Here is a 13,881-nt window from a genome sequence, read left to right on the forward strand (position 1 = left end):
GCGGGAATGGGCGAGCACCATGGAGGTGGGCGCCCGCAGGAAGCAACCCCGCCGGGTTCCCGGCCGGGGCAACGACATAGGGACATCACATGCGCGACGTACAGGAATTGCGTTTCACCACCCACGACGGGGTAGAACTCTTCTACCGCCACTGGCCGGCCAGCCGCCCGGCGCCGGACGGCACGCGCCAGGCGGTGTTGCTGTTCCACCGCGGCCATGAGCACTCCGGGCGGATCGCCCACCTGGTCGACGAACTCGACCTGCCGGAACACGACTTCTTCGCCTGGGACGCCCGTGGCCACGGCCTCTCGCCAGGCGCCCGCGGCGACAGCCCGAGCTTCGCCACCAGCGTGCGCGACGTTCAGACCTTCGTCGACCATATCCAGGCCGTCCACGGTATCGCCGAAGAGCGGATGGCGGTGGTGGCGCAGAGCGTCGGCGCGGTGCTGGTTTCCACCTGGGCCCACGACTACGCGCCGAAGGTACGCGCGCTGGTGCTGGCTTCGCCGGCGTTCCAGGTCAAGCTCTACGTGCCGTTCGCCCGCAGCGGGCTGAAACTGATGCGCCTGTGGCGCGGCAATTTCTTCGTCAACAGCTATGTCAAGGCACGCTTCCTCAGTCACGACCCGCAGCGGATCGCCTCCTACGACAGCGACCCGCTGATCGCCAAGGCGATCTCGGTGAACGTCCTGCTCGGCCTCTACGAAGCTGCCGAGCGGGTGGTAGCGGACGCACAGGCGATCCAGATTCCCACCCAACTGCTGATTTCCGGGGCCGACTTCGTCGTCCACCGTGCGCCGCAGGAGCGCTTCTTCGAGCGTCTCGGCAGCCTGCGCAAGGAAAGCACATCCTGCCCGGCTTCTTCCACGACACCCTTGGCGAGCGTGATCGTCACCTGGCCGTCGCCCGTGCCCGGCGCTTCCTCCTCGAGGCATTCGCCACGGCACCTGAACGACCGAGCCTGCTCGATGCCGACCGCCTGGGTCATACCTGCGCCGAGGCCGAGGCGCTGGCCGCGCCGTTGCCGAAGAACTCGCCGCGCGATCTCTACTGGCGCGCCACCCGTGCCGGCCTGCGCCTGGGCAGCCTGTGGTCGGACGGGGTCAAGCTGGGTTTCGACACCGGTTTCGATTCCGGCAGCACCCTCGACTATGTCTACCGCAACCAGCCCACCGGCAGCGGCCCGCTGGGTCGCCTGATCGACCGCAACTACCTGGACTCCATTGGCTGGCGCGGCATCCGCCAGCGCAAGCTGCACGCCGAGGAGCTGCTGCGCCTGGCCATGCAGCGGTTGCGCGAGGAGCAGCGCGAGGTGCGGATCGTCGACATCGCCGCCGGCCACGGCCGCTACATCCTCGAAGCCCTGCAAGGCGTCGAGCCGCTGCCGGAAAGCATCCTCCTGCGCGACTACAGCGAGATCAACGTGCGTGACGGCAGCGCCCTGATCGAAAGCAAGGGCCTCGCCGGCATCGCCCGCTTCGTCAAGGGCGACGCCTTCGATCGCGCCGACCTGGCGGCGCTGCAACCGAAGCCGAGCCTCGGGGTGGTTTCCGGGCTCTACGAGCTGTTCGCCGACAACCGCATGGTCGGCGACTCCCTCGCCGGCCTCGGCGAGGCGTTGGAGGAGGGCGGCTACCTGGTCTACACCGGACAACCCTGGCACCCGCAGCTGGAACTGATCGCCCGCGCGCTGACCAGCCACCGCCAGGGCCAGGCCTGGGTGATGCGGCGCCGGACCCAGGCGGAGATGGACCAACTGGTGGCCGCCGCCGGCTTCCGCAAGATCACCCAGCGGGTCGACCAGTGGGGCATCTTCAGCGTATCGCTGGCGCAGAAGGTCGCCCGCTGATGGCGCCGCGCGAGCCGGGGGTACTGAAGCGGGCGGTGCTCTGGCTGCTGTTCCTCGGCCCGTTCTTCTTCGCCAGCTATGGCCTGGCCAACTGGTTGACCAGCCAGCGCGGCGACGTCGGCAGCCTGGTCTTCGACTGGGAACGCGGGATGCCGCTGTGGCCCTGGACCATCCTGCCGTACTGGTCGATCGACCTGCTCTACGGCCTGTCGCTGTTGTTGCCGCGGGACAAGCGCGAGCTGGACACCCACTGCCTGCGCCTGCTCAGCGCCCAGGTGCTGTCGGTGGCCTGCTTCCTGCTGTTCCCCCTGCGCTTCACCTTCGAACGGCCGGAACTGGGCGGCGTGTTCGGCTGGCTGTTCGACGTGCTGATGGGGTTCGACAAACCGTTCAACCAGGCACCGTCGCTGCACATCGCCCTGCTGGTAGTGCTCTGGGTCTGCTACGCGCGCTACGCCAGCGGCGCCTGGCGCTGGCTGCTGCATGGCTGGTTCGCGCTGATCGGGCTGTCGGTGCTGACCACCTGGCAGCACCATTTCATCGACGTGCCCACCGGTGCGCTGGCCGGCTGGCTGTGCGTCTGGCTGTGGCCGCAGGCGCAGCCCGCGCCGTTCGCCCGCGCCAGCCTGAGCCGCGACCGGCAACGGCGGCGGCTGGCCGCTCGCTATGGCCTCGGCGCGCTGGCCTGCGCCGCCGTCGCCTTCGCCCTTGGTGGTGCGGCGTTGTGGCTGTGCTGGCCGGCGCTGGCGCTGGCGCTGGTGGCGCTGAACTACCTGCTGTTCGGCGCCGCCGGCTTCCAGAAGGGCAGCACTGGCCGCCTGAGCGCCGCCACGCGCTGGCTGCTGGCGCCGTATCTGCTTGCCGCGCGGGTCAACGCCTGGCTCTGGACCCGTCGCCGGCCGCAGCCGGACGAGGTGCTGCCGGGCCTCTGGCTGGGGCGCCTGCCGTCGTCCGCGGAACTGGCCGACGGCCGCTTCCGCGCATTGCTCGACGCTACCGCCGAACTTTCCTGCGAGCCGCAGGGGCTGGCCTATCGCAGCCTGCCGTTGCTCGACCTGGTCGCGCCGGACGTCGAGGACTGCCGGCGCGCCGCTGCGCTGATCGACGAACTGCTGGCGCAAGGGCCGCTGCTGGTGGCCTGTGCTCTGGGCTATTCGCGCAGCGCCACGCTGGTCGCCGCCTGGCTGCTGCTCAGCGGCCGCGCGGCGGACGTCGAGTCGGCCGTGGCCGTGTTACGCCGGGCGCGACCGCAAGTGCTGCTGGGCAAGGCCCAGCGGCGGACCCTCGCGGCGCTGAGCGGGAGCGTGCCGGAGCCATCGGCGGAACTGGGCGAGGTGCGCCATGCCTGAGCAATCCCTGGCCCTGGTGGCGGCGCTGCTGCGCCGTGGCCGCGAGATCGACCGGCTGTCCGCCGCACTGACCCTGCTGGCCATCGGGCTGGGCCTGTACCAGGCCGTGCAGGGCATCGGCTGGCGCTATTTCGCTGCGGCGATGCTGGCGATCGCCATGCTCGGCCTGTGGCAGAAGTACTGGGCGCTGCGAGTGGCCCTGGACGCCGAACTGTTCGAACGTTTCAGCCGCGTCGGCGACAGGCTGGAAGCGCAGACCCAAGACCTGGACCGGGCCCTGGCCGACCTCGGCCTGGCCCGCGCGGACGCCGCGGGGCGCACCTGGAACCAGCGCAGCCGCGGCGCCCTGCGCCTGCTACGCTGGCAGGCGCTGGCCTGTGGCGCCCAGTTCCTGCTGGCCTTGTCGTGCCTGTTGTCGATCCCTCTATTCAACGCTCAAACCTGAAGAGTCTTCCCATGCTCGAATCAGTCGTCGCCTATGGCATCATCGCCGGCGCCCGCGCCATCACCGGCTTGCGCAGCCTCTGGCTGGGCACCACGCCGATCCCCAAGCAACGCATCTATTACGCCAACCACAGCAGCCATGGTGACTTCGTCCTGCTCTGGGCCTCGTTGCCGCCGGAGGTGCGGCGGCGTACCCGGCCGGTGGCGGGCGCCGACTACTGGAACAAGGCCGGCCTACGCAGCTACGTGATCAAGAAGGTGTTCAACGGCGTGCTGGTCGACCGCCAGCGCAGCGAGGCCAATGCCAATCCGCTCGAACCCCTCGACCGCGCCCTGGACGGCGGCGATTCGCTGATCATCTTCCCCGAGGGCACCCGCAACCTGGACGACGAGGTCAAGCTGTTGCCATTCAAGAGCGGTATCTACCACCTGTCCCTGGCCCACCCGGACGTCGAGCTGGTGCCGGTCTGGCTGGCCAACCTCAACCGGGTCATGCCCAAGGGCCGCATGCTGCCGTTGCCGCTGCTCTGCACCCTGAGCTTCGGCAAGCCGCTGGTCGCCACGGCGGAAGAAGGCAAGGAGGCGTTCCTCGAACGAGCGCGCATGGCCCTGCTGGACCTGGCGCCGGAAGAGGAGGCCTGAGATGAACGAACAGACCTGGATGCTCTTCGGCGGGATCGGCGCGCTGCTGCTGCTCGCCTCGCTGGTCGGCTTCGTCCTCAAGTGGCGCGCCGGTCCCGGCCCGAACGCGGTGATCGACAACCTGAACGCGCGGATCAACGCCTGGTGGGCGATGGTCCTGGTGATCGGTTTCGCCTTCTGGCTCGGCCAGGCGGCGGTGATCCTGCTGTTCTATGGCGTGTCGTTCTACGCCCTGCGCGAGTTCATCACCCTCACCCCGACCCGGCGCAGCGACTACCCGGCGCTGGTGGCGGCGTTCTACTTCGTGCTGCCGATGCAGTACCTGCTGATCTACATCGACTGGTACAGCATGTTCTCGATCTTCATCCCGGTGTACGTGTTCCTGCTGTTGCCGATCCTCGCCTCGCTGGGCGGCGACACCAAGCACTTCCTCGAGCGCGCCTCGAAAGTGCAGTGGGGCCTGATGCTGGCGGTGTTCTGTATCTCCTTCGTGCCGGCGCTGCTGACCCTCGACATTCCCGGCTTCGAGGGGCGCAACCTGCTGCTGATCGCCTACCTGGTGATCGTCGTGCAGCTCTCCGACGTGATGCAGTACATCTGCGGCAAGCTGTTCGGCAAGCGCAAGATCGCTCCCAACCTGTCACCGTCGAAGACCGTCGAAGGCTTCGTCGGCGGCATTGCTCTGGCCACCGCCATCGGCGCCTCGCTGTGGTGGATCACCCCGTTCAACCTCTGGCAGGCGGCGCTGATCGCGCTGCTGATCAACCTGCTGGGCTTCTTCGGCGGCCTGGTGATGTCGGCGATCAAGCGCGACCGTGGGGTCAAGGACTGGGGGCACATGATCGAAGGCCACGGTGGCATGCTCGACCGCCTGGACTCGGTGTGCTTCGCCGCGCCGATCTTCTTCCACGTGGTGCGCTACTGGTGGACGCCCTGAGGTTCGCCCGTCGCCGTTTCCCCGCCGTGTAGGCAGCCAGGAAATTGCGAGCGATAGAGACCCGTAGGGCGAATACCGCCACAGGCGGTATCCGCCGATACCCCGGATAAGCGGCGGATAACCGCAAGCGGTGATTCGCCCTACAACCAGGCTCCGGCATATGGGGACGTGACCGCAGCTTCACTGTCTCAGAGATTGACCAGGCGCATGCCTTCCTCGCTATAGCGACTGCCGGCGACCGCCTCGGCGGGGAAGATCGCATCCAGCTCGGCCAGTTCCGCCGCGCTCAGGCGCAGTTCCGTCGCGGCGACGTTTTCCTCCAGGTAGCGCCGCTGCTTGGTGCCGGGAATCGGGATCAGGTCATTGCCCTGCGCCAGCACCCAGGCCAGCGCCAGTTGCGAGGGTTTCACGCCCTTGGCTGCGGCCAGTTCGCCGACCTTGTCCACCAGCTTCAGGTTCTTCGCGAAGTTCTCGCCCTGGAAGCGCGGGCTGAAACGACGGTAATCGTCGGCGGCGAAGTCTTCCGGGCGCTTCAGGGTGCCGGTAAGGAAACCTCGGCCCAGCGGGCTGTAGGGGACGAAGGCGATGCCCAGGCGACGGCAGGCGGCGAGCACCCCGGTGTCCTCCGGATCGCGGGTCCACAGCGAGTACTCGCTCTGCAACGCGCTGATCGGGTGCACCCGGTGGGCACGCTCGAGGGTTTCCGCCGAGGCTTCGCTGAGGCCGATGTGGCGGATCTTGCCGGCCTTCACCAGGTCGGCGAGGGCGCCGACGCTGTCCTCGATGGGCACCTGCGGGTCCATGCGGTGCTGATAGTAAAGGTCCAGGCGGTCGGTACCGAGGCGCTTCAGGCTGCCTTCGATGGCGCGGCGGATATACGCCGGGCTGCCGTCGACGCCTCGCGCCTGGGGATTGGCAGGGTCGCGGACGATGCCGAACTTGCTGGCCAGGAACACCTGCTCGCGTTTGCCGCGCAGGGCCTCGCCGAGCAGTTCCTCGTTGCTGTGCGGGCCGTACATGTCGGCGGTATCGAAGAAGTTCAGCCCGAGTTCCACGGCGCGATGCAGGGTGGCGATGGCCTCCTGGCGGTCGCCGCCGGTGGTGTAGAAGTCGGTCATGCCCATGCAGCCGAGGCCGATGGCGGAGACGGAAGGGCCGTTGTGGCCGAGTTGACGGGTTTTCATGGGACGAGCCTCGCGGGAGGGAAGGAAAACGCCGTCATTCTTCGCTCCGCATTGGCCTGGATAAAGCCCATAATTACGGTTTTACCATTCGTATTTTCCAAATAATCGAGGACGTCCGATGGATCGTTTCCAGGCCATGCAGGCCTTCACCCGCATTGTCGAGCTGGGCGCCTTCGGCAAGGCCGCGGACAGCCTGGAGCTGCCGCGCGCCAGCGTGACCCAGGCGATCCAGCAACTGGAGGCGCACCTTGGCGTGCAGTTGCTGCAGCGCACCACCCGCCAGGTCAGCCTGACCCTCGACGGGCAGGCCTACTACGAGCGTTGCGTGCGCCTGCTGGCGGACCTGGAGGAGGCGGAAAGCTGCTTTCCACGCGTCCTGAACAACCCGCGCGGGCGCTTGCGGGTCGACCTGCCGGGCGCACTGGGGCGGATGCGGGTGATCCCGTTCCTGCCGGAGTTCTGCGAGCGCTACCCGGAACTGGAGCTGCAGTTGAGCAGCAACGATCGCCTGGTCGACCTGCTGCGCGAGGGGGCGGACTGCGTGCTGCGGGTCGGCGAGCTGCACGATTCCAGCCTGGTCGGCCGGCACCTGGCCGACCTGCCGCAGGTGACCTGCGCCAGCGCCGCCTACCTGGAGCGTCATGGCCATCCGCGGCAGCTCGCCGAACTCGGCGGGCACCTCGCGGTGAACTACCAGTCGCCTTCCAGTGGGCGTACCTTCGACTTCGAGTTCAGCGTCGACGGGCGCCTGCGCACGTTGCCGATGCGCAGCCGGGTCAGCGTCAACAACGCCGATGCCTACGTCGCCGCCTGCCGGGCCGGGCTCGGGCTGATCCAGGCGCCGCACTATCACGTCGCCGCCGGCCTGGCCGACGGCAGCCTCCGACAAGTGCTCGGCGAATGGTTGCCGCCATCGCTGCCGCTGCATGCCGTGTATCCCTCGCAGCGCCAGTTGTCGCCGCGGGTGAGGGTGTTCGTCGACTGGCTGGTGGAACTGTTCGGTCGCCAGGCGGCCGGCGAGACGCAATGAGACGCAGGCTTCCTGGTGAAGATTTTTCTCGATTTCGCCGGGATAACCTCGTTAGGATCGGCAGCCTTGGCCTGTCGAGCAGGGATGTTCGTCCGAGTTCCGGATGCCCACTGCCGCCAGGCCGCATTCATTCGAACAAGAATAAGGATCGCTGATGGAAAGCTTGCAGAAGTGGGTGGTCGACCTGAACGGCGTGGTCTGGGGGCCGTTGATGCTGGTGCTGATTCTCGGCACCGGCCTGTACCTGATGCTGGGGTTGAAGTTCATGCCCCTGGTGCGCCTGGGAGTCGGCTTTCGCCTGCTCTGGCAGGGGCGTAGCAAGGATGACGAGAGCAGCGGCGAGATCAGCCCGTTCCAGGCGCTGATGACCTGCCTGGCGGCCACCGTCGGTACCGGCAACATCGCCGGGGTGGCCACGGCGATCTTCCTCGGCGGCCCGGGCGCGCTGTTCTGGATGTGGTGCACCGCGCTGGTGGGAATGGCCACCAAGTTCTCCGAAGTGGTGCTGGCGGTGCACTACCGCGAGAAGGATGAGCGCAACGAACACGTCGGCGGCCCGATGTATGCCATCAAGAACGGTCTGGGCAAGCGCTGGGCCTGGCTCGGCGCGGCCTTCGCGCTGTTCGGCGGGCTCGCCGGCTTCGGTATCGGCAACATGGTCCAGGTCAACAGCATGGCCGATGCCCTGGAGGTTTCCTTCGGCGTGCCCGACTGGGTCACCGGGGTCGCCACCATGCTCGTCACCGGGCTGGTGATCCTTGGCGGCATCCGCCGTATCGGCAAGGTCGCCGAAGCCCTGGTGCCGTTCATGTGCGTCGGCTACATCGTCGCCTCGGTGATCGTCCTGGTGGTCCATGCCGAGGCGATTCCCGGCGCGTTCCAACTGATCTTCACCCACGCCTTCACGCCGATCGCCGCCACCGGCGGCTTCGCCGGCGCAGCGGTGATGGCGGCGATCCGTTTCGGCGTCGCACGCGGGATCTTCTCCAACGAGGCTGGCCTCGGCACCGCCGGCATCGCCCAGGCCGCCGGCACGACCCATAGCGCGGTGCGTTCGGGCCTGATCGGTATGCTCGGCACCTTCATCGATACCCTGATCATCTGCAGCCTGACCGGCCTGGCGATCATCACCTCGGGCGTCTGGACCAGCGGCGCCAGCGGCGCGGCGCTGTCCTCGGCGGCGTTCGAGGCGGCGATGCCGGGCGTCGGCCACTACATCCTGTCGCTGGCCCTGGTGGTGTTCGCCTATACCACCATCCTCGGCTGGAGCTACTACGGCGAGCGCTGCTGGGAGTACCTGGTGGGCACCCGGGCGATCCTGCCGTTCCGGATCGTCTGGACCCTGGCGATTCCGTTCGGCGCCATGACCCAGCTGGACTTCGCCTGGCTGGTGGCGGATACCCTCAACGCGCTGATGGCGATTCCCAACCTGATCGCCTTGCTGCTGCTGAGTCCGGTGGTGTTCCGCCTGACCCGGGAGTATTTCGCCAAGGCCAGGAGTTGAGCCTCGGGGGACGGCGACGCTCAAACCCGAGGTTTTCGCTCGGGTAAAGCGTGCTAGCATCGTCGCCGGCCCCGAATGCTTCCGCCGCCGGCCACAGGGCCGGCGGCTTCTCACTGACTAGAAGGATCAACGCAATGGCTCAAGTGACTCTCAAGGGCAACCCGGTCAACGTCGATGGCCAGCTCCCGCAGAAAGGCGCCCAGGCTCCGGCCTTCAGCCTGGTCGGCGGCGACCTCGCCGACGTGACCCTGGAAAACTTCGCCGGCAAGCGCAAGGTGCTGAACATCTTCCCCAGCGTCGACACCCCGACCTGCGCCACCTCGGTGCGCAAGTTCAACGTCGAGGCCGGCAAGCTGGCCAATACCGTGGTGCTGTGCATTTCCGCCGACCTGCCGTTCGCGCAGAAGCGCTTCTGCGGCGCCGAAGGCCTGGAGAACGTAGTCAACCTGTCGACCCTGCGCGGTCGCGAGTTCCTCGAGAACTATGGCGTGGCCATCGCCAGCGGCCCGCTGGCCGGCCTGGCCGCGCGCGCCGTGGTGGTGCTCGACGAGCAGAACAAGGTGCTGCACAGCGAACTGGTCGGCGAAATCGCCGACGAGCCGAACTACGCGGCGGCCCTGGCGGTTCTCTGAGCCCCACGGCCAACCCGCTTCGTCCCATGACCGTCGGCCAGGCTGGCTGGTAACGGGCGAACCCGATTCCCTTGGCTGCTCGCCTCGGGCCATGAGCAGGGCGGATAATCGCAGCGCGGTCATCCGCCCTGCGTCGCAGAGACGCAGCGCTAGCGCATGGCGACCTGGTGGCGCCGGCTGACGCTGGCGAAGGCGCTCTGGAACGCCTGCATCTCTTCCTCGCTGCCTACCGTCACACGGACCCAGTTGGGCCAGGAGGCCCACGGGCGGCCGACGTGCACCCGCTGTTTCTCCAGTTCGGCGATGACCAGCTCGGCGGGACGGCGCATATCCACCATGAAACAGTTGGACTGCGAGGCGGTGCAGCGGAAGCCCTGCTGGCGCAGCCAGGCGATGGTGCGCTCGCGGACCTCTGCGTTTTGCTGCTTGCGCCGTGGCACCAGATCGTCGTCACGCAGGCTTTCCAGCCCGGCGTGGGCGGTCGGCGAGGGCACCACGTTGTAGCCGCCGAAGCGCTCCAGCCGCGCCAGCAACTGCGGATGCCCGATGGCCAGGCCGAGCCGGGCGCCGGCCATCCCGTAGAGTTTCGAGAAAGTACGCAGGACCAGCACATCCTGGCGCTGGACGGCCAGGCCGACGACGCTGGGTGCGTCGGAAAAATGGATATACGCCTCGTCGACCAGCACCACGCTGCGCTCGGGCTTGCGTTCGATCGCCCTGACGATCCGCTCGTGCGGGGTGAGGGTGCCGGTCGGGTTGTTCGGATTGCAGATATAGATCAGCCCGGCGTCCCGTTGCGCGGCGGCGAGCATGCGCTCGATGTCGTGGGCCGCCTCGGCGTCCAGCGGCACGGCAGCGACCTTCGCCCCCTGGGCCTGGGCGGCGCCGAGCACGGAGTCGTAGGAGGGATCGGCCATGACCAGGCTGCGCTCCTTGCCGGTGAACGCCGCGACGGCGTATTGCAGCGGCTGTCGCGAGCCGCAGTAGGCGTGCACGCATTCGGCGGGGATGCCGTTCTGTTTGGCGAACAGGCCGACCAGGGCGTCCTGCGCGTCGTAGTCGTAGCGGCCGCAGAGCGCGGCCGCCTGCTGCATGGCGGCCCTGGCCTTGGCGGAGGGGCCGTAGGGGCTTTCGTTGAAATCCAGGAAGGTCTCTTGCGGCTTCCCGGCGGCGCTTGTCGCGCCGCTCCCGGCGAAGGCTCGCGGGCTCAGCAGGATGCTGCTGGAGGCCAGGGCGGTCAGGGTCACGAACGAACGACGACTCAAAGCGGGCATAGCTTCACCTCCGTGTACCGAATGGGATATGCGTGCGGTGGGTTCCTCTCGGGCGTGTGTCACCAGAGTGGAGAACGAGGAGGGAGCCGGTCCGTTTATGGTGGCGTGATAATGGCGCCGGAATATCGGCGGTCGTTCTTCGGATTGCGCACGCGGCGCTCCCGGGCGGCGAACCGCCGGGGAGCGCCGCGCGGGCTCAGAGCGTGAGGGTGAAGCGCCCGGTCAGCGCGCCCGGCAGGTGCATCGAGTCGGTCTGGCGTTCGCCGTAGGTATTGCTGGACAGGCGCAGTTCGCGCTCGTGGCTGAGGTCTTCCAGGTGGGCGCCGAGGAAGCTGTACAGGCTGTCGTCGAAGCGCATGGTGCTGACCGGCGCCCGGATCTGGCCGTTCTCCACCCAGAAGGTGGCGAAGCGGGTCATTCCGGTCAGGCGTGCGGCGGGCATGTCCGAGTAGTTCAGGTACCACAGGTTGCCGATGTACAGGCCGGTATCCAGGGCCTCGAGGATGCGCGCCTGCTCCAGGCTGCCGCCGGCCATGTCCAGCGCCGTGGGCGCCTCGTTGGCCCCGGCGCCATTGGCTACCAGGCCATATTCGCGGGCGCTGCGCGAACTCACCAGGCGTCCGCTCAGGCGGCCGTTGCCGACCAGTTCGACCTCGGCGCGCGGCGAGCCTTCCGCGCTGAATGCCGGGGAGGGCGAGGTGGCAGGGCGCTCGGCGAGGTTCAGCTGCGGGCTGAGCAGGGCGTCGCCGTTCTGCAGGCGTTGCAGGGGGCTTTCGCCGGTAGCCAGGGCGCGCGCGGAGAAACCGCCCCAGCAGAGCATCTGCATGACTTCTTCGAGCGCCGCCGGCGCCAGGTAGGCGCGGTAGTCGCCGGGGCGCAACTGGCGCAGCGGCTTGCCCAGGTGGCCGAGCTGCTCCCGGGCCTGTTCGAAGCGCCGGGCGAAGGCTTCGTCGTCCCAGCGCTGGCCGGCGTAGTCGGCCTTCACCGCCTGGCCGTTGCCGTGGAACAGGCTCCAGTCGAAGTTGAAGCTGCTGCCGGCATGCCAGCCGAAGGCGCCCCAGGAGTTGGCGAAGCCACGGAACAGCGGTCCGGCGGCATAGATGCCGACCAGGTCGAGGTCGCGCGCCTGGCGTTCGAGGCTGGCCAGCAGCGCGCCGCTGTCGGGCGCTGCGCCGAGGTCCTGGTTCTCTCGCTGCCAGGCCGAGGTGTCGAGCAGCAGATAGGGATCGGCGGGAATCCAGGCCAGGCTCTGGCGCAGTTGCCGAAGGCCTTCGGCCAGACGCTGGCGGTCTTCTTCCGGCGCGCCGGAGAGCGTCAGGTCGAGGCTCGCCTGGCGTTCGTCGCGGATCAGCCGGAGCAGCGCGCTGGCCTGGCGCACCCGACCGGCCTGGCGCACCCGCGCCCGGTTGAAGCGGATGAACTCGGAGTCCTCGGCGCTGTACCAGAGGGTGAAGTCCTCGCCCTCGGCCAGATGCCGGCGCAGGTCCTCGGCGAGGGCTTCGAAATGCTGTCTCTGGTGCATCAGGTATCTCCCCCGAATACGTCCACATCGCTGAATACGCAGGCCGGCGAGGCGTGGCCGACACGGATCACCTGGTTCGGCTCGCCCTTGCCGCAGTAGGGCGTGCCGAGCACCTCGAAGGTGCCGGCGTCGCCCACCGCGCTGAGGTTGCGCCAGAACTGCGCGGAGATGCCCCGGTAGTTGGGGTTCTTCACCACGCCCTTGAGTTCGCCGTCCTCGATCAACTGGCCCCATTCGCAGCCGAACTGGAACTTGTTGCGTGCGTCGTCGATCGACCAGGAGCGGTTGTAGGACATCAGCACCCCGCGCTCGATACCGGCCACCAGCTGCGCGAAGCTCTTGTCGCCGGGCTCCAGGTTGAGATTGGCCATGCGGTCGATGGGCGCGCGGTTCCAACTGCTGGCGCGGCTGTTGGCGACGCCCTCCAGGCCGCTGCGGTGTTGCGACAGGGCGCCGCCGAGCGGGCGCAGCAGGCGGCCTTCGCGGATCAGGTATTCCTTGCGCGCGGGGCTGCCGTCGTCGTCCTGGCGGTAGCTGGCCAGCTCCTCGGGGATTTCCGGGTCGAAGCTGACGTTGAGCAGGCTGGAGCCGTACTGGTAGCGACCGAAGTCCTCGGTCTTGATGAAGCTGGTCCCGGCGTAGTTGCGCTCGTCGCCGAGGATGCGATCCAGCTCCAGCGGGTGGCCGATCGACTCGTGGATCTGCAGGATCATCTGGTCCGGCATCAGCAGCAGGTCGCAGCGGCCGCTCGGGGTGTTCGGCGCCGCCAGCAGTTGCAGCGCCTGGTCGGCGATGCGCGGCGCGGCGCCGACCAGGCCGAGGCGCTCGATCACTTCGGCGCCGCCCTGCTGGCCGGCATGGTGGCCGCCGAAACTGCGGGTCTGGCTGTCATGGCCGTCGTAGGCGGTGACGCTGGCGCCGGGATAGACGAAGCGCTGCTCGTGGTATTGCTCGGCACCGGCGCTGTTCAGGTAGAGCTGTTCCTGGCGGCTGACTTCGAGGAATACGCTCCAGTTCACCAGGCGTTCGTCGCGCGGCACCTTGGCGGACTCCTCGGCGAGCAGTTCGTAGCACTCGGCGAGGGAGGGGAAAGGGGCGTCCTGGTTCGGCGAGCGATACTGCGAGCGGCCGCTTGCCGGCGGCAATCCGCGGACGTCGAACAGGGCGTGCCGGGCGATCCGCTCGGCTTGCCGTTCGGCCTGCTCCAGGGCGGCCTGCAGGCCGGCCGCGGAGAGATCGTTGGTGGCGGCGTAGGCTTCCACGCCGTTCAGCCGTACGCAGAGCATGGCGCCGCGGTCCTGGCTGAAGTGCGGCGGTTCGCTGACGTTGCGGCGCACCGAGAGGTACTCGCCGCTACGCTGGACGTAGCGCAAGGAGTGGAATTCGGCGCGACTGCGGAGCGCCGCGAAGCGGTGTTTCAACGGGTCGATCATCTGTGCGTCCCTGGCCGATTGCGGAGTGGGCGAGTGCAGGACGCTCTATTTCAAGCCTTCGCCCGTAACGGAGCAAGCCGT

General features: G+C 68.1%; 11 protein-coding genes and 1 pseudogene. 8 read left to right on the top strand and 4 right to left on the bottom strand.

The features are described 5' to 3' along the window. Positions 1 to 89: 89 nt before the first annotated feature. The 5 genes and pseudogenes from LE197_RS07670 to LE197_RS07690 all read left to right on the top strand — a co-directional run bounded on the left by LE197_RS07670 (position 90) and on the right by LE197_RS07690 (position 5,221). Positions 90 to 1,849: pseudogene (locus LE197_RS07670) on the top strand (bifunctional alpha/beta hydrolase/class I SAM-dependent methyltransferase). Beyond that, the gene (locus tag LE197_RS07675) at positions 1,849 to 3,198 is read left to right on the top strand and encodes a phosphatase PAP2/dual specificity phosphatase family protein (RefSeq protein ID WP_058134936.1); all 1,350 of its coding nucleotides are present in this window, start codon (positions 1,849 to 1,851) and stop codon (positions 3,196 to 3,198) included. Before LE197_RS07670 ends, LE197_RS07675 begins: the two are co-directional and overlap by 1 nt. Further along, the gene (locus LE197_RS07680) at positions 3,191 to 3,643 is read left to right on the top strand and encodes a hypothetical protein (RefSeq protein ID WP_023106570.1); all 453 of its coding nucleotides are present in this window, start codon (positions 3,191 to 3,193) and stop codon (positions 3,641 to 3,643) included. The genes LE197_RS07675 and LE197_RS07680 overlap by 8 nt, the downstream gene beginning before the upstream one ends. A gap of 11 nt (positions 3,644 to 3,654) precedes the next feature. After that, a complete protein-coding gene (locus LE197_RS07685) occupies positions 3,655 to 4,284 on the top strand; it encodes a lysophospholipid acyltransferase family protein (protein ID WP_031692872.1) in 630 nt (209 codons plus the stop codon). Position 4,285: 1 nt separating this feature from the next. Continuing rightward, entirely contained in the window at positions 4,286 to 5,221 is a 936-nt protein-coding gene (locus tag LE197_RS07690; protein WP_003089962.1) for a phosphatidate cytidylyltransferase, read from the top strand. 188 nt (positions 5,222 to 5,409) lie between these two features. Here LE197_RS07690 and LE197_RS07695 read toward each other — a convergent pair whose 3' ends face one another. After that, positions 5,410 to 6,405, bottom strand: a complete 996-nt coding sequence (locus tag LE197_RS07695; protein WP_031639285.1) for an aldo/keto reductase — start codon at positions 6,403 to 6,405, stop codon at positions 5,410 to 5,412. 118 nt (positions 6,406 to 6,523) lie between these two features. Between LE197_RS07695 and LE197_RS07700 the strand changes: the two genes are divergently transcribed. The 3 genes from LE197_RS07700 (at position 6,524) to tpx (ending at position 9,571) form a co-directional block, all read left to right on the top strand. Next, a complete protein-coding gene (locus LE197_RS07700) occupies positions 6,524 to 7,435 on the top strand; it encodes a LysR family transcriptional regulator (RefSeq protein WP_003120066.1) in 912 nt (303 codons plus the stop codon). A gap of 154 nt (positions 7,436 to 7,589) precedes the next feature. Further along, entirely contained in the window at positions 7,590 to 8,939 is a 1,350-nt protein-coding gene (locus tag LE197_RS07705; protein WP_003089954.1) for an alanine/glycine:cation symporter family protein, read from the top strand. Between the two features lie 134 nt (positions 8,940 to 9,073). Continuing rightward, positions 9,074 to 9,571 (top strand): thiol peroxidase, encoded by a 498-nt coding sequence (tpx, locus tag LE197_RS07710; protein WP_021264872.1) that lies wholly within the window; start codon positions 9,074 to 9,076, stop codon positions 9,569 to 9,571. A gap of 149 nt (positions 9,572 to 9,720) precedes the next feature. On the opposite strand, the gene LE197_RS07715 is transcribed toward tpx, so the two are convergent. The 3 genes from LE197_RS07715 to LE197_RS07725 form a co-directional block, all read right to left on the bottom strand. After that, positions 9,721 to 10,845 carry a pyridoxal phosphate-dependent aminotransferase gene (locus tag LE197_RS07715; protein WP_031692873.1) on the bottom strand — a complete coding sequence of 375 codons (1,125 nt, stop codon included), beginning with the start codon at positions 10,843 to 10,845 and terminating at the stop codon, positions 9,721 to 9,723. Between the two features lie 196 nt (positions 10,846 to 11,041). Further along, entirely contained in the window at positions 11,042 to 12,367 is a 1,326-nt protein-coding gene (locus LE197_RS07720; RefSeq protein WP_031692874.1) for a TldD/PmbA family protein, read from the bottom strand. Next, positions 12,367 to 13,800 (bottom strand): TldD/PmbA family protein, encoded by a 1,434-nt coding sequence (locus tag LE197_RS07725; RefSeq protein WP_003113321.1) that lies wholly within the window; start codon positions 13,798 to 13,800, stop codon positions 12,367 to 12,369. Before LE197_RS07725 ends, LE197_RS07720 begins: the two co-directional genes overlap by 1 nt. Positions 13,801 to 13,881: the final 81 nt, after the last annotated feature.

The organism is Pseudomonas sp. PS1(2021) (assembly GCF_020405165.1).
Lineage (GTDB): Bacteria > Pseudomonadota > Gammaproteobacteria > Pseudomonadales > Pseudomonadaceae > Pseudomonas > Pseudomonas aeruginosa.